Here is a 17,893-nt window from a genome sequence, read left to right as displayed (position 1 = left end):
GACCTCAGGGATACAAACGCTCGCATATGTCCGTTTTAAGCATCTTGTCGAGAAGCGCGCAGAACCCCCCCAGCCGGGGGGTTCTTTCGTTTGCCAATCGTTACTTTCTGGAGTCGGGCCCGGTCGCGACAGGCCCCCAAGGCCATTCCGCCCAGCGGCCCCGTTGACTCAATTCGGACATTTGGGATCAAGGCAAGCGGATATGTCTTCACTCTGGCTGACTGAAGTGCTATCCCTGAGCCACTCTGGTTGACATCATGGTTCGCCTTCTGCCTATCTTTAGCGCCGCGTGCATTAGCTGTAGTGAATCAGGCTGAATTGCTGTGCTCCCTCGGATACCGAGGTGTCTTCTGCTCTTGGCCTGCCGTCTAGGGGGGCCATGAACAAGGCAGTGCTCGGCATCGCGACCGGGATCGCGTCGCCGATCGCTTTGGTGATGACGGTCGCGCTTGCCGCCGGTGGCGCCTCCGCCGTGACCCCGACGACGATCGGCACGGCCAACTGCACCGCCCCGGTCTCCGCAGGTTCCCCGGCCACCGGGGGCGTGAACCTGACCAGCGAGCAGATCAGCAACGCGCAGATCATCTACCAGGTGTCGGCGGACCTGAACTTGCCTCAACAGGCCGCAGTAGTCGCAATCAGCACCGCGATGCAGGAATCCAGCCTCGTGAACCTACCCCGCGGTGACCTGGACAGCGTTGGCCTGTTCCAACAGCGCCCCAGTCAGGGGTGGGGGTCACCGTCGCAGCTCATGGACCCGGTGTACGCGAGCAAGGCGTTCTTCGGCCGGCTGGTCCAGGTCCCCAACTGGCAGAACCTCCCCGTGACCCAGGCGGCACAGGCAGTCCAGCAGTCCGGGTACCCCGGTGCGTACTCAAAGTGGGAAAGCCTGGCCCGCCAGTTGGTCGCCACGGTCAGCGGCGGAGCCATGAACTGCGCAGGCGGCACCAGCGACGGGAACGGGGGTGTCACCACCAGCCCCGTCAGCCTCCCCGCTGGCTTCACGCTCCCTGCCGGAACACCCGTCGCGGTGGCGACTGCCATCAAGTTCGCAGTGTCCAAGCTCGGCCTGCCCTACCAGTGGGGCGGCACGGGCGACCCGTCCTACGACTGCTCAGGGCTCATGATGATGGCGTACCAAGCCGCTGGCGTCACGATCACCCGGACCACCTACACACAGATCAACGACGGTACCCCGGTCTACAACGCATCCGACCTGAAGCCGGGCGACCTGATCTTCACCGCCGGCAGCGACGGCACCGTGACCAATCCGGGTCACGTCGGGATGCTCCTCGGTGATGATCTTGTAATTGATGCGCCAAGAACCGGCGAGTCCATCGAGATCACCAAATTCGATAACGGCTACTGGAACGCGCAGGCCGTCGCGTTCCGACGCATCGTGCAGTGATGTAGGGACTCATCGAACTTTGCGCTTTCTCATCGGTTCTTCGCCCACTTTGCGCGGGGCGAAGAACCGATGAGCCAACTGCGCTGGCGGCAGCGATGAGGTCGAGTGCGCTCGTGGAGCGCCTCTCTGACGGTAGCGGTCTCCTGGACGGAAGGTCACTCGACGCGGGGGAGTTCCGGCGGGCCGGTCAGGGCCTGGTACCGGGTGAAGGCTTCCTGGGCGTCGGGGACGAAGGACGGGCTGCGGATCGCGTCCCGGAGTTCGGCCTCGGTGAGCCAGGCGTGCCAGGCGACCTCAGAGGCATCCGGCGTGATCGGCTGGGTGATGGTGGCCTCGTGCACGCCCAGCCAGTAGGGGCTGATCACTCCGCGGCAGAGGTACTTGAAGACGAGCCGTGCGGAGGCGCGGACACCGATCTCCTCGGCGAGTTCCCGGGCCGCTGCGGCCTCGTATGTCTCACCCACGTTGACGGCGCCGCCCAGCAGCCAGTTGTACTGGCCGGGAAAGCGGGAGTCGTCGTCGGGACGTCGATGGACCAGGATCCGGCCCTCCGAGTCGCGGCAGACGGTCGTCGCGACGCGATGCAACCACCGTTGGCGGATCGCCTCGCCCCGCTCCACGACTGCCAGTACGTGATCTTCCTGGTCAACGCGTTCCACTAGTTCGGCCACGGCGCACACGATGCCGGACGGCACTGACAGGTCCTCCCCGAAGAAAGCGCAAAGAAGATGAGCCAGAACCCGCGCAACATCAGCGAGACCGCCGACAACAGCCCAGCTCACGCCGATGTCGAACGAAGATCGCTACGAGTCCCTACAAGTGACGTGCGGAGACTCTGGGCCTTCTCGTCGATTCTGCGCCTGCCTTGCGCACGCGAAGGGCCGACGAGGCTCCCGTCGGCATCGCCACAGGTCTGCTCTCTGGTCTGGTAGCACATGGTGGTGTCGCCCCGACACCTGCCCAGTGGATCACCCCACTTGTCCCAGCGTTTAGCGGAGTGGGGAGCAGCCTAGGATCTACCAAGAAACGTATGCGTGCCAGGAGGGCTAGATGCTCGTCATCCGACTGCGCCGGCTGTTCCGGGCGGCAACGGGACACCGCGATTGGCTGGTGCACGATATGGATCGGGGCATCCTGCGACGGGAGCGGACGCGGCGGGCCGCGAACCATTGGGGGGACAGGTGGTCCGCCTTCCACAACACTACGGAACTCTCGTTCATGATCCTGCCGGTCGATCGCTGCGCCCGGTGGGGCATCGACCCGACCGAGCCCGAGCTCTACCCAGGCAACGCCTACGCCAACGGGCCTGCACAGCAAACCTCGAAGGAAGCGCAGAATCGGTAAGACGGGCTCGCGCTCAAGGCCAATGGGACTCCGCGCATCACCGCAACGAGCCAGGGCGCAGACCTGCGCAAATCCCTACATGACGCAGGATCCCGTCGGCCCTGACTGACTCTCAGCGATCCATCGCCGTGGACACTACCCACAGCGCGTTCCCGTAGGTCAACCGCGCGGCTACACGAGCCGCACCCCAACCGGCCTCTCAAGATCGAAGGGCACTTCCCGCGCAACAGTCAGGGGCTGTCTCCAGTGTGCGCTTGCGCGAACCGCTCGTGAGGGCTGCTGCAGGCCCTAAGCGGTTACGGCGAAGTACAGTGCTGGTCACGAGCCTGCCCATTGATGAACCGTCACCACGCTTCGAGCAGTGCACGTCAGCGGTCACCAAGAGGTCGAACCGCTCCACAGCCGGACGGTGTTGTCGGAACTGCCGCTGGCGAGGGTCTTGCCGTCGGGGCTGAACGCCACCCCAATCACGTCGTTGGTGTGGCCGGTGAGGGTGGCGGTACTGGTCCGGGTGGCGACGTCCCACAGCCGGATGGTGTTGTCTTCGCTGCCGCTGGCGAGGGTTTTGCCGTCGGGACTGAACGCCACCGAAGACACCCAGCCGGTGTGGCCGGTGAGGGTGGCGGTACTGGTCCGGGTGGCGACGTCCCACAGTCTGATGGTGTGGTCGCCGCTGCCGCTGGCGAGGGTCCTGCCGTCGGGACTGAACGCCACCGAAAACACCAAGTCGGTGTGGCCGGTAAGGGTAGCGGCATGGCTCCGGGTAGCGACGTCCCACAGCCGGACGGTGTTGTCGCCGCCGCCGCTGGCGAGGGTCCTGCCGTCGGGACTGAACGCCACCGAAGACACCAAGTTGGTATGGCCGGTGAGGGTAGCGGTATGGCTCCGGGTGGCGACGTCCCACAGCCGGACGGTCTCGTCGAAACTACCGCTGGCGAGGGTCCTGCCGTCGGGACTGAACGCCACCGAAGACACCTCGTCGGTATCTCCGGTCAGGGTGGCGGTATTGCTCCGGGTGGCGACGTCCCACAGCCAGATCGTGTTGTCGCCGCTGCCGCTGGCGAGGGTCCTGCCGTCGGGACTGAACGCCACCGAAGACACGCTGGCGCTGCCGGTGAGGGTGGCGGTACCGGTCCGGGTGGCCACGTCCCACAGCCGGACGGTCTCGTCGGTGCTGCCGCTGGCGAGGGTCCTGCTATCGGGGCTGAACGCCACTGAAAACACCGCGTTCGTGTGGCCTGTGAGGGCGGACCACCGGTACGCGCCCTCACTGCCGCTCCGCTGCGGCCCGTTGGTGATCAGGAATGCTGCGGCGGTGGCTGCGGACAGTGCGGTGATGCCGCCGAGAACGATGCTGCGGCGGCTTGGTCCGCGCCGCGTGGTGCCTGTGCCCGGCGCGTTCACGATCCCGGATATGGGCGGAACCGCCGCACTCCCAGGAGCCGTCGGCGGTGCACTCTCGTGCGGCGCAGGACCGTATGTGGCCGGTGCGATTGATGCACGGCCACGGCGCGGGGGACGTGGGGCCAGAGCGGGGGCGAGATGCCTGGTGGCTTCGTCGGGGCGTTGCAGGGAGCGCAGATGCCGGGCTGTGGTGGCGGCATCCGGCCTCTGTTGGGGGGCCTTGGCCATCAGGGCGTCGAGAAGGGTGGCCAGTGGGCCAGCCTGTGGGGCTGGAGGCAGGGGTTGGGTCAGCACGGCAGTGATGATCGCGGTAAGTGTCGGTCCATCGAAGGGGGGACGGCCCTCGACGGCGGTATAGAGGGTCGCACCCAGGGCCCACAGATCGGCGGGGGCTTCCACCGCCTTGCCCTCGAACTGCTCGGGGGGCATGAACTGCGGCGTGCCGATGACGGTGCCGGTCATCGTCAGCTGGCTGGCTGTGTCCAGGATGCGGGCAATGCCGAAGTCGGTGATCACGGTGCGGTCACCGACCAGCAGCACGTTGTCGGGCTTCAGGTCCCGGTGCACCACTCCGGCGCGGTGCGCGTGGGTCAGCGCCTCCGCCATGGCGGCGCCGACCGCAGCGACCTGCTCCCAGCCCAGGCGCCCTTCCCGGGCGACGAGCGCGGCCAGCGAGGGCCCGGTGATGAACTCCATGACGATCCACGGCGTACCGTCGTGCTCGGGCGCGTCGTACACAGTCACGATGCCCGGGTGGTGGAGCCGGGCCGCGGCCCGTGCCTCACGCTTGGTGCGCGCGACCAACTCCTCCCGCAGCGGCCCCGACAGGCCCGGAGGGAGCAGCACCTCCTTGACCGCCACCTCGCGGTCAAGGAGGTCGTCATGGCCCCGCCACACCCGGCCCATGCCGCCCTGCCCGACTGGCTCCACCAGCCGGTACCGCCCACCCACCAACAGCCCCACGACCCCCGCCATGCCCGCCAGCATAGCCATGGACACGGCAGACAGGGTGCTGCATGACGATCAGCGTCGACTTGCCCTCCCAGCCTCTCAAGGATCAGTAACGAACTTCACCGAAGCCGCTTAGCGACTGTCCCTCTCAACGCGCGGAGGCCCCAGCCCGATTGAGGTCGGGCTGGGGCCTTGCCTAGCTCATGATGGTCGGTGGGCCGTCTAGGAAGTCCTTTACGGCAGAGCGACGCAGGGTGCCGCTGTCGGTGCGGACCCACTCGTCGGCCCGGCGCCGTCGGTCCAGCCAGCGGATAAGGATGAGGCCGGGCGCAACGTCGAGGATCTGTCCTCGGACGTACATACCTCCCTTGTCCTTCCACGTGGAGACCCAGAGGTGGCCGATCCATTCCTGGGGCGGCTGCTCGGCGTATCGGTCAGTCGGGTTGATGTTCATCTTCTACTCCAGGGCATGGCATCGTGATTGATCCGGACGAGGTGATGGCAAGCGGCCTGAGCGGCGGCCCGCGGGGAGTGGTCGCGGGCCAGCCGTTGCAAAGCCGTTTGCACCCACCGCTCATCGGCTCACTCCAGCGCCACTACGTCGGGACAGCCCAGACGCGCTCCGCGCTCCGTCCACGGACCAGGCGCGCACGTCCGCGGGTTGGTAGCGCCGCACCCCCCGAACCTCCGTGTACCGCGGACCCCAGCCGTCAACTCCGGCCTCTTGAAGGTCCGTCGGGGACAATCCAAGGTGCTTTGCAGCAACCTGAATGGACCACCACGGCCTATGCGACTGCGCCGCAACGGCGCTTCCCCGCTTCATTTGCCGTCCCACTGCCGCGACGCCCGATGTTCGAGCCAGGCCCGGACATCAGCCGGTGCGTACTGGCGATAGCGGCCGACGCGGAAACTGCGCGGCGCGGTTCCCTTCCAATTCATCTGATACATGGTCTTAACGGGCACACCGAGGAAATCGGCGGTCTCTCGGAGGCTCCACAGGCGTTCCATGCTCGTCATCTGCACCCATCTGTTGTCTTTGTCGATTCGACAAGATAGACTGTCGTTTCGACCGATGGCTTGAGCTTCATCTATCGGGAACCACTCTGTCAAGACGGCATTTCCTTCTGTCATATAGACAGAGCCATCCTTGGCTAGTCGTCGGAAGCCCGGACGATTCCCCTGATTCGACAGCCAGAGGCCGCTCAGGTGCAGCGCTGTCGAATCGACAGTTCTACTTGCTCGACATTTCCCACTCTGTCGATTGCACAGAAGGCTCCATCGACGTAGGGTGGTCGATAAGACAGAAGAGGAGGTTCGCTTGACCAGCGGAACAGATCCGACGGAGCTGTCGGTCAGCGATGCCGTCGCGCTACGGATCAAGGAGTCACGCGCTCGCCGCGGTTGGTCGGCCAAGCAACTGGCCGAGAGGTGCGCCGAACGCGGCCTCGTCCGGCTTACTCACTCGGTGCTGAACAACATCGAGTCCGGCCGGCACAACGAGAACGGACAGCGCAAGCGGGACGTGACCGTTGATGAACTTCTGGGCCTCGCCCTGGTTCTCGACGTAGCCCCGATCCACCTGCTCGCACTACCAGAGAACGGAGAGACTGAAGTCGCCGTCCGAGTGGCCCCCGACGTGGTTCTCAAGGACAACGCAGGACTGCTCCAGTGGGTCCGCGGCGACGCGCCGCTGCCCGAGAGCGACGCGCGGCTCTACTACGCATCAGCCATCGAGCGACTTCCCAGCCCCGACGTCCAGCGTACGAGCGCCGAGTTCGCTCGATCCGTACTCCAGGACCGCGCGAAGGAGTTGCTGAGGGGCTTCAACGAACAGACCGCACAGATGGCAGCCAACGCGACTGCGCAGTTGCAGGATCTGGTTGCCGAAGCAGAGCAGGCCATCAACGACGGCGCATCCCTCGACGAGGTCTTGGCTCTTCTGAAGCAGGCTGGCCAGGAGTAGCCGGTTCCCCACCGCAGCAACTGCGGCTTCCCAAAGTGGTACGACACCTGACGACCTCGTAGGCGTGCGTACCGACTTCTCGTTCCCCTTGCCAGGCCTACGGGGCCTCTTGCCCAACGCGGCCCAGCAAGAGGGAGCACAGCGCAATTCATGTCATGCACAGAACATAGAGGAGACCCATGTCCCGAGTCTGGATTGAAGATCGAATCAGCCACGCTGCCTACAAGGAGGCGGTGAAGAACGCGAAGTCGTCTGGGCGAAAGCTGCCGGGCCGGTTCCGTGTGCGCTGGTACGACCCCAACGGCAAGGAACGAGCCCTCACCTTCCTCAAGAAGATCGACGCCGAGGCCAAGCGGACAGAGCTGGAGTCGAAGCTCGGGGACGGTACACACAAGGACCCGGCTGCAGGGCGGACCAAGATGGCTGACGTCGCCGAGGCGTGGCTCGCCTGCAAGGTGGATCTGCGGCGCTCAACTCGTAGTCGTTACAAGGGCGTTCTGGACTTCCACATACTGCCGCGCTGGGGTACGACGTCGGTGGCCCGAGTCAGCCACGAGGACATTATGAAGTGGCTGGCTGCCCTGATGGAGGACTCGATCAAGGCCGAGAAGCCATTCAGTGCCACCACGATCAGGAAGATCTACGTGGTCCTCAAGGGCGTACTGGGCTACGCGGTGCGCACCAACAAGATCGGCACGAACCCTGCGATCGGTGTTCCGCTCCCCGGTACACCCCTGCCGAAGACGTCTACCTCGACAACGTCCAGGTGGAAGCGCTCGCCGACGCCTGCGGCCCCTATCGGACCCTAATCCTGTTCCTGGCCTACACGGGTGTCCGCTGGGGCGAGGCAACCGCCGTTCAGATCAAGCACGTTGACCTCAAGCTGCGACGAGCGGTGCTCAACTAAGCAACTCATTTCAGATCATCCGCGATGAAACGGACACCCGCGGATGGGTTCGGCGCTAGGCAGAGGCCCTCACTCGCGCCGACCAAGTGGAGCAAGTAGTTCCGAGAGGCTCATCCAACGCCATCGGACGCTCCCCCGCGAACCATTTTGCGAGACGGGCGCCGCTCAAGGCAGCCGCGTACATCCCGGCTCGTTGAGCTCCAGCCGCATAGGGCTGCCCGCCCGCCATGAGGCTCTCGAAGGATCAAACCTTGGCAAATGTTGCAGATCTATGGACAAGAACAGTCAAGAACAAGCAGGGGAGGTACGAGAAGGTCAAAACGGACCGATATGGCAAAGGCAAGCGCTGGCAGGCCCGCTGGATCGACGACACAGGCAAGCCACGGTCGAAGGTCTTCGAGCGCAAGGTCGATGCGGAAGCACATGCCAAGGCCATGGAAACCGACGTCCACCGCGGCGACTACTTCGACCCCAACCGCGGGAAGATCATCTTCAATGAGGTCGCGGGCCGCTGGCTCAGCTCCCGCATCGTCGACCCCGCCAGCCAGATCCGGTATGAAGGCGTCTACCACCTGCATGTCGCACCCGAGTTCGCACGGCGACAGATTCGTACGATCACCCCCTCGGCTATCCAGGCATGGATCGGAAAGTTGTCGAGAACCCACGGGCCCTCGACAATCATCACGGCCTTCCAGATCCTTCAGGGCGTGCTGGACTTGGCCGTAGCCGACGAAGCACTGAAGAAGAATCCTGCCAAGGCATCGATCGTGCAGGTCCCCAAGTGGATAGGCCAGAAGATCGTCCCGTGGACCGACGCGTCACTCGCCGCGGTCATCGACGCGCACAGCGACCTCGTTCGCGCGGTGCCGGTCATCGGCGCAGGCTGCGGCCTTCGCCAGGGCGAGATATTCGGCTTGGCATTGGAGGACTTCGACTTCGAAGCCAACGTCGTCCGAGTGCGCCGGCAGATCAAGAAGCTCGGGTCCGAGTACGTCTACGCCCTCCCGAAGAACGACAGGGAGCGTGCCGTGCCGATGTCCGCATGGGTCGCGCAGACGATCCAGGCCCACCAGGCGAAGTTCAAGCCAGAGCCGTACTCGCTGCCGTGGGAAAAGCCCAGCGGAAAGCTGGCCACCCACAACCTGCTGTTCCGGTGGACTGATTCGAGGGCTCTCCGCGCCCGCCTGTACAACGAGTCGGTCTGGCGGCCGGCGCTCGTCACCGCAGGGCTGGCTCCCGCTCCTGTCAGGGATGCCCGTGGCCGCAAGCGCTTCATCAACTCCCGGCATGACGGCATGCACGCCCTCCGGCACTACTACGCGAGCGTGCTCCTCGCCGACGGGGTGTCGGTCAAGGAGCTGGCCGAGTACCTCGGGCACGCGGACCCGGGGTTCACTCTCCGTACATACATTCACATGCTGCCGGACTCGCATGAGCGAGCCATCCGAGCGATCGACGGACGCCTGTTCCGCCCGCGTGCCGTCTCCCATGCAACATAGATGCAACACGGGCACTTGGATCATGATCCAAGCTCGTCGGCGGCCTCCGCCGATCGCTCCGATATAGGCCCTCTGACCTGGCCTTACGGCAGGTTGCGCGCCATGACGATGCGCTGCACCTGGTTGGTGCCCTCGTAGATCTGGGTGATCTTCGCGTCGCGCATCATGCGCTCCAGCGGGTAGTCGCGGGTGTAGCCGTAGCCGCCGAGGAGCTGGACCGCGTCGGTGGTGATCTCCATCGCGGCGTCGGAGGCGAAGCACTTGGCCGCCGCGCCGAAGAAGGTCAGGTCGGCGTCGACGCGCTGGGACTTGGCCGCCGCCGCGTAGGTGAGCTGACGGGCCGCCTCCAGCTTCATCGCCATGTCGGCGAGCATGAACTGGACGCCCTGGAACTCGGCGATCGCCTTGCCGAACTGCTTGCGCTCATGCACGTAGCCCTTGGCGTAGTCCAGCGCGCCCTGGGCGATGCCGAGGGCCTGGGCGGCGATGGTGATGCGGGTGTGGTCGAGGGTCTTCATCGCGGTGGCGAAGCCGGTGCCCTCGGCGCCGATCATGCGGTCGGCCGGGATGCGGACGTTGTCGAAGTAGACCTCGCGGGTCGGCGAACCCTTGATGCCGAGCTTCTTCTCCGGCGCGCCGAAGGAGACGCCCTTGTCGCTCTTCTCGACCACGAACGCGGAGATGCCCTTGGAGCGCTTCTCGGGGTCGGTCACCGCCATGACCGTGTAGAACTCCGACACGCCCGCGTTGGTGATCCAGCGCTTGACGCCGTTGAGCACCCAGAAGTCACCGTCGCGCACCGCGCGGGTCTTCATGCCCGCGGCGTCCGAGCCCGCGTCCGGCTCGGAGAGGCAGTAGGAGAACATGCCCTCGCCCGCGGCCAGCGGCGAGAGGTACTTGCGCTTGAGCTCCTCGGAGCCCGACAGGACGACCGGCAGCGAGCCGAGCTTGTTGACGGCCGGGATCAGCGAGGAGGACGCGCAGACGCGGGCCACCTCCTCGATCACGATGACGGTGGCCAGCGCGTCGGCACCGACGCCGCCGAACTCCTCCGGGACGTGCACCGCGTGCAGCTCGGCCGCGGTGAGCGCGTCGAGCGCCTCCTGCGGGAAGCGGCCCTCCTCGTCGACGTCCGCCGCGAACGGGGCGATCTTGGCCTCGGCCAGGGACCGGACCGTCTCCCGGAGCATCTGGTGCTCTTCGGAGATCTGGTACAGGTCGAACTCTGCGCTCACGGTGGCTCCCGAGAAGTGATGGCACTCAGTACCCTCGATTATGCACACTCAGTACCCCCCATGGGGAGCTGAGTGCCGGGTTCCAGTGTTACGTTCTGCACATGGGTGCAGCAGCAGCGGGAGCAGACGCGACCAAACCGGCCCCGACCATGCGGGAGTCGCTGATCAAGGCCGCCTTCCAGCTCTTTCTCGACCGGGGCTTCGAGCAGACCACCATCGACGACATCGTCGCCCTCGCGGGCGTCGGCCGACGCTCGTTCTTCCGCTACTTCCCCAGCAAGGAGGACGTGGTCTTCCCCGACCACGAGGGCTGCCTGGTCGAGATGACCGAGTACCTGCGCGACGCGCCCGCCGACGGCGACCCGGTGCAGCAGGTCTGCGAGGCGGCCCGGCTGGTGCTGCGGATGTACGCGGCCGACCCGCTCTTCTCGGTGCAGCGCTACCGGCTGACCCGCGAGGTTCCCGGGCTGCGCGCGCACGAACTCTCCGTCGTGTGGCGCTACGAGCTCGCGCTCGCCGAGCACCTGCGCGAGCGCGGCGCGGGCCGTGCCGACGGCGCGCTGCGCGCGGACGTCGTGGCGGCGGCCGTGGTCGCCGCGCACAACCACGCCCTGCGCACCTGGCTGCGCGCGGGTGGCGAGGGCGACGTGCAGGCGGCGATGGACCAGGCGCTCGGCTACGTAGTGCGCGCCTTCTCCGACTCCGCGGGGCCGCACGGCGGCGGTGGCACGGACGGCGTCGACGGCGAGCGGCCGGACGAGGAGGTCGTGGTGCTGCTGGCCCGCAAGGGCACGCCGCTGTGGCGGGTGGTCCGCGACGTGGAGGGCGCGCTCGGCGGCAGCTGACAGCGGCGGGGGTCCGGAGTTCCGGGGACCGGGGAATCGGGGAACCGGGTTCCGGAGACCCCGCGAACAGGCGAGGGCACTGAGTGCCTTTACGGGAGGCACTCAGTGCCATACAGTCAGCGTGGCATCAGCCGCTGAACGTCCTCCCCTCACCGTTCGCTGGAGCCCCCATGCCCTCGACCCTGACCCTGCCGTCCGTTCCTGCCATCGGCAGCACCGCCGTCGCCGACCTGCCGTGCGACGAGCCGGAGCTGCGCTACCACCGCTGCCCGTGGTGCGGTTCGGCCACCGGTCGGGCCGCGCTGCTCTGCCCGATCTGCGGCTGCTCGGAGCTGATGGAGCGCGCCAGCGCCGGAACCGGCACCGTGCACCGGGTACTGACGCCGCGTCACCGCCAGTTCGGCGACTACGAGACGCACTGCCTGGTCGTCCTCGACGAGGGCTTCACCGTCCAGGCCTCCCTGGACGACGCATTGCCCGGCACCGTGCCCGAGGGCACCAGGGTCCGCCTCGCCGGTCCCGCCGACGGCGGACAGCTGCCGGTCTTCCGCGCCTGCGCCTGACGAGCGTCTGCGTCCGCCCCGGTTAAGCTCCTCACTCATCGAGCGCTCCGAGGCGCTCCAAGGCGCTCCAAGGCGCTTGTCGACGCGCTCACCGGCGGAGGCTGACACGACGTGAGTTTCACGACCCTGGCGGTGATCTCGGCGGTCGCGCTGCTCGGCCCGCTGCTGGCGCTGCCGACGCAGTGGCGGCTCCCGGCGGTGCTGGGCGAGTTGGTCGCCGGGGTGCTGCTCGGGCCCACCTTCGTCGGCTACCTGGACGCGAACAACCAGACCTTCACCTTCCTCGCCGACATCGGCTTCGCGCTGATCATGTTCGTGGCCGGGGCGCACGTCCCGGTCCGGGACAGGGCGCTGCGCAGCGGTCTGGGCAAGGGCTTCCTGCGGGCCGCTGCCATCGGGGCGATCGCGGTCGGCCCGGCCTTCGCGCTCTCGCGCGGCTTCCACACCGGGCACACCGCGATGTACGCGGTGCTGATCGCGTCGTCGTCGGCGGCGCTGATCCTGCCGATCATCGACTCGCTACGGCTCGGCGGCCCACCCGTGCTGGAACTGCTGCCGCAGGTCGCGATCGCGGACACGCTCTGCATCGTCGCGCTGCCGCTGGCCGTCGACCCCGCGCACGCGGCACGTGCGGCGGTCGGCGCGGCGGCGGTGCTGGCCTGCGCGGTGGTGGTCTTCCTGGTACTGCGTCAGAGCGAGCGCTCGGGCCTGCGGCGGCGGATCCACCGGCTGTCCCAGCACCGCAAGTTCGCCCTGGAGCTGCGGATCAGCCTGGCAATCCTGTTCGCACTGGCGGCACTCGCCACCGGGACGCATGTGTCGATCATGCTGGCCGGGTTCTCCTTCGGCCTCGCCGTCGCAGGGGTCGGCGAACCCCGGCGGCTGGCCAAGCAGTTGTTCGCGCTCTCGGAGGGTTTCCTCGGGCCGCTGTTCTTCGTCTGGCTCGGGGCCTCCCTGGACCTGAGCCAGCTGGTCGACCATCCGTCGGCGATCCTGCTCGGCGTGCTGCTGGGCGTCTCCGCCGTGGTCGCCCACGGGCTGATGCGCGTCAGCGGACAGCCGGTCTCCTACGGCGTTCTGGCCGCAGCCCAGCTGGGAGTTCCGGTCGCGGCGGCGACGCTCGGCACCCAACTCCACCTGTTGGCGCCCGGCGAGGCCGCCGCCCTGCTGCTCGGCGCGGTGGTCTGCATCGGCGCAGCGACCGCCGCCGGCGCCCTCGCCGCACACAACGCGGGCGGCTCGGGCGGCGAGGATGGCAAGGGCGGCTCGGGCGGCAAGCCGAGCGCGCCCGCCCAGGCCTGACGGTTGGTCAGCCTCTGCGTAGTCCGTCAGTCCGTCAGTCCGCGTACTCCTCCGGCGTGCTGTGGGCGATGCGGAGCAGCGTGTCCAGCGCCTGTGTCAGCACCGGAGGCGGGGGCGACGCGAGGCCGATCCGGACTGCCGCCGGAGCCGCGCGGTTGCCCGCGACGTAGGCCGCCGCGGGCGTGATGCCGATGCCCTCGCGGGCCGCCGCCGCGACAAAGGTCTCGGCCCGCCACGGCGCCGGCAGCTCCCACCAGCAGAAGTACGAGCACGGATGCGCGCGCAGCGTCTGCCCGACGAGGCGTTCACGCGCCAGCAGTTGACGTGCCGTCGCGTCCGCCCGCTTGAGTTCGGCGATGCGGGCGAGAGTGCCGTCGCCGATCCAGCGGACCGCCGCGTCCAGGGCGAAGCCGCTCGGCATCCAGCCGCCGGAGCGGAGCGCGGTCGCCACCGACGGGCGCAACGCGTCCGGCACGACGGCGAAGCCGGTGCTCAGGCCCGGGGCCAGGCGCTTGGAGAGGCTGTCGACGAGCACCACCCGCTCGGGTGCGAGTGCGGCCAGCGGCGGGACGTCGGGCTGGAGGAAGGACCAGATCCCGTCCTCCACGGCATACAGGTCGAGCCGGTCCAACTCCCCTGCCAGGCACGCCCGTCGCTCGTCCGGCATGGTGACGCCGAGCGGGTTCTGCACGCGCGGCTGGAGGTAGACCGCGCGCAGCGGCGACGAGCGGTGGGCAGCGGCCAGCGCCTCCGGCAGGACGCCGTGCTCGTCCATCGCCAGCGGCACCAGCACGATGCCGAGGCGCTGCGCGATGGCTTTGACCAGCGGATACGTCTGCGCCTCGACGCCGAGCCGCTGGCCCGGCGCCACCAGCGCGGAGAGCACCGCCGAGATCGCCTGCCGCCCGCCGCCCGCAAAGAGCAGCGACTCCGGATCCGGCCGCCAACCCGCGCCCGTGCTCCGACCGTCGCTCCCGCCCGTGCCCAAACCCGCGCCCGCGCCCGCGCCCAGCAGCGCGGCGAAGGACTCCCGCGCGGCGGCCGTACCGGCGGCGCGGGTCGGACGCAGCGCCGCGTCCAGCGCGTCGGCGCGGAGCAACGGGGTCAGCCCCTCCGCCAGCAGCGCGGACTGCTCCGGCACGACGGGGTAGTTGAGCTCCAGGTCGACCCGGGCCCGGGACGGCTCGCCGAGCGGCAGGCCCGCGCCCGGCACCGCAGGAGCCGCACGCACGTAGGTGCCGCGTCCGACCTCGCCGACCACCAGGCCGCGCCGGACCAGCTCCGCGTAGACGCGCCCGGCCGTCGAGGCGGCGATGCCGCGCCGCCGGGCGAAGGTCCGCTGCGGCGGCAGCCGGTCCCCGGCGCGCAGGCGTCCGTCCGCGATGGCGGCGGCGAACTCGTCGGCGATCAGCCGGTAGTCGTCGCCCGGTCCCGCGTCCGTCATGCGGCTCTCCCTCCCCCCTTTGCCGGTCACTCGGGCTCACGCGTCAATCAGCGACGATTGCACCGAGGGCAGGATAATTATTGCACCGAGCCTCCGCCCCAGCCTAGCCTCGGGCCATGGACGCAGTCGTCAGCTTGCACGCCGAACTCGGCATCGCCGCAGTAGCCCTGGGCCTGGTGCTCACGCCCGGGCCGAACATGATCTACCTGGTCTCCCGCTCGATCACCCAGGGCCGCCGTGCCGCGCTGATCTCACTGGCGGGGGTCGGCACCGCGTTCTTCGTCTACCTCGCCGCCGTCACCGCCGGGATCGCCACGCTCTTCGCCGTCGTCCCTTTCCTCTACACCGCCATCAAGTTGGCGGGCGCGGCCTACCTGCTCTGGCTGGCCTGGAACGCGGTCCGCCCGGGCGGCACCGCCGTCTTCGCACCCCAGGAGCTGCCCGCCGACCCGCCGCGCCGCCTCTACGCCATGGGCTTCCTGACCTGCCTGCTCAACCCCAAGCTGGCAATCCTCTACATCTCACTGCTCCCGCAGTTCGTCGACCCCTCCCGTGGCCACGTCCCTGAGCAGAGTCTGCTGCTCGGCCTCACCCAGATCGCCATCGCGATCACCGTCAACGGCCTGATCGCGCTTGGCGCGGGGGCAATCGCGGCGTTCTTCGTCGAGCGTCCGGCCTGGCTGCGCGTCCAGCGCTATGTGATGGGAACAGCGCTGGCCGGACTGGCCCTGCACATCGCCGCCGACCGCGCGGGGGCAGCGGTCGCGTAGACGCCCAACCGCCGCTCCGCCCTTACGATCCGCTCGTGCGATCTTCAACTCCCCAGCCTCTGGACATTTGCCTCTCACTGAGAGGTAATTGAAGAGTGACCACCGAAGACCCCATCGCCGAACTGGCAGAGCTGCTGCCCGCGATCCAGCGGCAGGTACGGCGCAGGCTCCAGGCCGAGACGCCGCACCCCCGGCTGCGCGGAGCGCAGATCGAGCTGCTGCGCCTGGTCGTCGCGCGTCCTGGCCTGCGGGTCAGCGAGGCCGCCCAGGAGCTGTTCCTCGCGGGCAACTCGGTGTCCACACTCGTCAACCAGCTGGTCAGGACCGGCATGCTGCGCCGCGAGCCCGACCCCCAGGACGGGCGCGCGGCGCTGCTGCACCCGGAGCCGCAGGCGGTCGCCCGCCTGACCGACTGGGACGCGCGGCGCGGCGCGGTGCTGACCGAACAGCTGGGCCGCCTGGACGACTCGGACCATCAGGCGCTCACGGCGGCGCTGCCCGCGCTGCGCCGCCTGGCCGAGGGACTGCGTGAGGAGAGCGCGCCATGACCGAGACCGCGACCACAGTTCCCGAGCAGGGGCCGATACCCCCGCCCGACCCGGCGGCAGCCGACCTGCCACCAGCCCTGCGCTGCACCGGCCTCGACTACGCCTTCGGCCCGACAAAGGCCGTCGACCACATCGACCTGCAGGTCGGCCAGGGCGAGGCGTTCGGCCTGCTCGGCCCGAACGGCGCGGGCAAGACGACCGCCATCCGCGCCATCACCACGCTGCTGCCGGTTCCGGCCGGGAAGATCGAGGTCTTCGGCCTCGACTGCGCCACCCAGAAGATGCGCGTCCGCCGGATGCTCGGCTACGTCCCGCAACAGCTCTCCGCCGACGGCGGTCTGACGGGCCGGGAGAACGTCGAGCTGTTCGCCCGGGTCTTCGACGTCCCACGCTCCGAGCGACGCGCACGCGTCGCCGAGGCACTGTCCGCCGTCGACCTGCTGGACGTCGCCGACCGGCTGGCCGCCACCTACTCCGGCGGCATGGTCCGCCGCCTCGAACTCGCCCAAGCCCTGGTCAGCGCGCCCAAGTTGCTGATCCTGGACGAGCCGACGATCGGTCTGGACCCGCTGGCCCGCGCCAGCGTCTGGGAGTGCATCGCCCAGGTCCGCGCCGCGACCGGCATGACCGTGCTGGTCACCACGCACTACATGGACGAGGCCAACGAGCACTGCGACCGGATCGCCCTGATGCACAAGGGCACGATCCGCGCCGAGGGCACGCCCGAGCGGCTCCGCGCCGACCTGGCCGCCGAGACCGGCGTGGATCCGGACCGGGTGAGCCTGGAAGACGTGTTCCGCCACTATGCCGGAGCCGGCCTGGTCGGCGGCGAACGTACCGACGAGGGAGGGAACTTCAAGGATGTCCGTCGCACCCGCGCCGCCGCGAACCGCGTCCGCTGAGCTCAGCCTGCTGCTCACCCCGCCGCCCGCGCGGCGGGCCTGGCGGCTGGTGCTCGCCCGGGTGCTGGCCATGTGCGCGGTCGAGCTGCAGAAGCTGCGGCACGACCGGTCCGAGCTCTACACCCGCGCCGTGCAGCCGGCCCTCTGGCTGCTGATCTACGGCGAGACCTTCACCCACATCCGGGCCATCCCGACCGGCGGCATCCCGTACCTGGACTATCTGGCTCCGGGGATCATCGCCCAGTCGGCGATGTTCATCGCCATCTTCTACGGCATCATGATCATCTGGGAGCGCGACTCCGGCGTGCTGACCAAGTTGCTGGTGACGCCGACCCCACGGGCCGCGCTGGTCACCGGCAAGGCCTTCGCGGCCGGGGTCAAGGCCGTCGTCCAGGCGGTCGTGGTGATCCTGATCGCCGCGGTCCTCGGCGTGGCGCTGACCTGGAACCCGCTGAAGCTGATCGGCGTCGCGGCCGTGGTCATCCTCGGGTCGGCCTTCTTCTCCTGCCTCTCCATGACCATCGCCGGGATCGTCCGCACCCGCGACCGGCTGATGGGCATCGGGCAGGCGATCACCATGCCGCTCTTCTTCAGCTCCAACGCGCTCTACCCGGTGTCGGTGATGCCGGGCTGGCTGCAGCCGATCAGCCGGGCCAACCCGCTCAGCTACGAGGTCGACGCGCTGCGCGGCCTGCTGCTGGGCACGCCGTCCCACCTCGCCACGGACTTCGGGGTGCTGGCCCTGGCCACCGCGCTGGGGGTGACCGCCGCCTCGATGCTGATGGGCCGCCTGGCGAAGTAGGCTCAC

At 68.3% G+C, this 17,893-nt stretch carries 18 protein-coding genes; 12 read left to right on the top strand and 6 right to left on the bottom strand.

Annotated features, from left to right (window positions below):
- Positions 1 to 391 precede the first annotated feature (391 nt).
- Positions 392 to 1,408: a C40 family peptidase gene (locus ABH928_RS32515; protein WP_370072269.1), complete on the top strand. Its 1,017-nt coding sequence runs from the start codon at positions 392 to 394 to the stop codon at positions 1,406 to 1,408.
- Positions 1,409 to 1,563: 155 nt separating this feature from the next.
- Here ABH928_RS32515 and ABH928_RS32510 read toward each other — a convergent pair whose 3' ends face one another.
- The gene (locus tag ABH928_RS32510) at positions 1,564 to 2,079 is read right to left on the bottom strand and encodes an NUDIX domain-containing protein (protein ID WP_370072268.1); all 516 of its coding nucleotides are present in this window, start codon (positions 2,077 to 2,079) and stop codon (positions 1,564 to 1,566) included.
- Between the two features lie 379 nt (positions 2,080 to 2,458).
- Between ABH928_RS32510 and ABH928_RS32505 the strand changes: the two genes are divergently transcribed.
- On the top strand, positions 2,459 to 2,752 hold the full coding sequence (locus ABH928_RS32505; protein WP_370072267.1) for a hypothetical protein: 294 nt from the start codon (positions 2,459 to 2,461) through the stop codon (positions 2,750 to 2,752).
- A gap of 375 nt (positions 2,753 to 3,127) precedes the next feature.
- On the opposite strand, the gene ABH928_RS32500 is transcribed toward ABH928_RS32505, so the two are convergent.
- From ABH928_RS32500 to ABH928_RS32490, 3 genes are all read right to left on the bottom strand, one after another.
- The gene (locus tag ABH928_RS32500; RefSeq protein WP_370072291.1) at positions 3,128 to 5,149 is read right to left on the bottom strand and encodes a protein kinase; all 2,022 of its coding nucleotides are present in this window, start codon (positions 5,147 to 5,149) and stop codon (positions 3,128 to 3,130) included.
- Between the two features lie 154 nt (positions 5,150 to 5,303).
- Positions 5,304 to 5,561 (bottom strand): hypothetical protein, encoded by a 258-nt coding sequence (locus ABH928_RS32495; protein WP_370072266.1) that lies wholly within the window; start codon positions 5,559 to 5,561, stop codon positions 5,304 to 5,306.
- 365 nt (positions 5,562 to 5,926) lie between these two features.
- Complete coding sequence (locus ABH928_RS32490) at positions 5,927 to 6,217, bottom strand: helix-turn-helix transcriptional regulator (RefSeq protein WP_370072265.1); 291 nt, start codon at positions 6,215 to 6,217, stop codon at positions 5,927 to 5,929.
- A gap of 208 nt (positions 6,218 to 6,425) precedes the next feature.
- On the opposite strand from ABH928_RS32490, the gene ABH928_RS32485 reads away from it, so the two are divergent.
- From ABH928_RS32485 to ABH928_RS32475, 3 genes are all read left to right on the top strand, one after another.
- Positions 6,426 to 7,070, top strand: a complete 645-nt coding sequence (locus ABH928_RS32485; RefSeq protein ID WP_370072264.1) for a helix-turn-helix domain-containing protein — start codon at positions 6,426 to 6,428, stop codon at positions 7,068 to 7,070.
- Between the two features lie 179 nt (positions 7,071 to 7,249).
- On the top strand, positions 7,250 to 7,879 hold the full coding sequence (locus ABH928_RS32480) for a hypothetical protein (RefSeq protein WP_370072263.1): 630 nt from the start codon (positions 7,250 to 7,252) through the stop codon (positions 7,877 to 7,879).
- A gap of 349 nt (positions 7,880 to 8,228) precedes the next feature.
- Complete coding sequence (locus ABH928_RS32475) at positions 8,229 to 9,476, top strand: tyrosine-type recombinase/integrase (protein ID WP_370072262.1); 1,248 nt, start codon at positions 8,229 to 8,231, stop codon at positions 9,474 to 9,476.
- An 83-nt stretch (positions 9,477 to 9,559) separates the two neighbouring features.
- Here ABH928_RS32475 and ABH928_RS32470 read toward each other — a convergent pair whose 3' ends face one another.
- Positions 9,560 to 10,711, bottom strand: a complete 1,152-nt coding sequence (locus tag ABH928_RS32470) for an acyl-CoA dehydrogenase family protein (RefSeq protein ID WP_370072261.1) — start codon at positions 10,709 to 10,711, stop codon at positions 9,560 to 9,562.
- 101 nt (positions 10,712 to 10,812) lie between these two features.
- Between ABH928_RS32470 and ABH928_RS32465 the strand changes: the two genes are divergently transcribed.
- From ABH928_RS32465 to ABH928_RS32455, 3 genes are all read left to right on the top strand, one after another.
- Positions 10,813 to 11,556 (top strand): TetR family transcriptional regulator, encoded by a 744-nt coding sequence (locus tag ABH928_RS32465; protein ID WP_370072260.1) that lies wholly within the window; start codon positions 10,813 to 10,815, stop codon positions 11,554 to 11,556.
- 170 nt (positions 11,557 to 11,726) lie between these two features.
- The gene (locus ABH928_RS32460; RefSeq protein ID WP_370072259.1) at positions 11,727 to 12,119 is read left to right on the top strand and encodes a Zn-ribbon domain-containing OB-fold protein; all 393 of its coding nucleotides are present in this window, start codon (positions 11,727 to 11,729) and stop codon (positions 12,117 to 12,119) included.
- Between the two features lie 111 nt (positions 12,120 to 12,230).
- A complete protein-coding gene (locus ABH928_RS32455; protein WP_370072258.1) occupies positions 12,231 to 13,421 on the top strand; it encodes a cation:proton antiporter in 1,191 nt (396 codons plus the stop codon).
- A 34-nt stretch (positions 13,422 to 13,455) separates the two neighbouring features.
- Here ABH928_RS32455 and ABH928_RS32450 read toward each other — a convergent pair whose 3' ends face one another.
- On the bottom strand, positions 13,456 to 14,865 hold the full coding sequence (locus ABH928_RS32450) for a PLP-dependent aminotransferase family protein (RefSeq protein ID WP_370072257.1): 1,410 nt from the start codon (positions 14,863 to 14,865) through the stop codon (positions 13,456 to 13,458).
- A gap of 116 nt (positions 14,866 to 14,981) precedes the next feature.
- Between ABH928_RS32450 and ABH928_RS32445 the strand changes: the two genes are divergently transcribed.
- The 4 genes from ABH928_RS32445 (at position 14,982) to ABH928_RS32430 (ending at position 17,887) form a co-directional block, all read left to right on the top strand.
- The gene (locus ABH928_RS32445; RefSeq protein WP_370072256.1) at positions 14,982 to 15,635 is read left to right on the top strand and encodes a LysE family translocator; all 654 of its coding nucleotides are present in this window, start codon (positions 14,982 to 14,984) and stop codon (positions 15,633 to 15,635) included.
- A 95-nt stretch (positions 15,636 to 15,730) separates the two neighbouring features.
- Positions 15,731 to 16,183, top strand: a complete 453-nt coding sequence (locus ABH928_RS32440) for a MarR family winged helix-turn-helix transcriptional regulator (RefSeq protein WP_370072255.1) — start codon at positions 15,731 to 15,733, stop codon at positions 16,181 to 16,183.
- Entirely contained in the window at positions 16,180 to 17,085 is a 906-nt protein-coding gene (locus tag ABH928_RS32435; protein WP_370072254.1) for an ABC transporter ATP-binding protein, read from the top strand. The genes ABH928_RS32440 and ABH928_RS32435 overlap by 4 nt, the downstream gene beginning before the upstream one ends.
- Positions 17,045 to 17,887 carry an ABC transporter permease gene (locus ABH928_RS32430; protein ID WP_370072253.1) on the top strand — a complete coding sequence of 281 codons (843 nt, stop codon included), beginning with the start codon at positions 17,045 to 17,047 and terminating at the stop codon, positions 17,885 to 17,887. Before ABH928_RS32435 ends, ABH928_RS32430 begins: the two co-directional genes overlap by 41 nt.
- Positions 17,888 to 17,893: the final 6 nt, after the last annotated feature.

It is taken from the genome of Streptacidiphilus sp. MAP5-3 (genome assembly GCF_041262505.1).
Taxonomy (GTDB): Bacteria; Actinomycetota; Actinomycetes; order Streptomycetales; family Streptomycetaceae; genus Streptacidiphilus.
The sequence above is the reverse complement of the archived record's forward strand: the minus strand, read 5'-3'. Positions and strand labels throughout refer to the sequence as shown.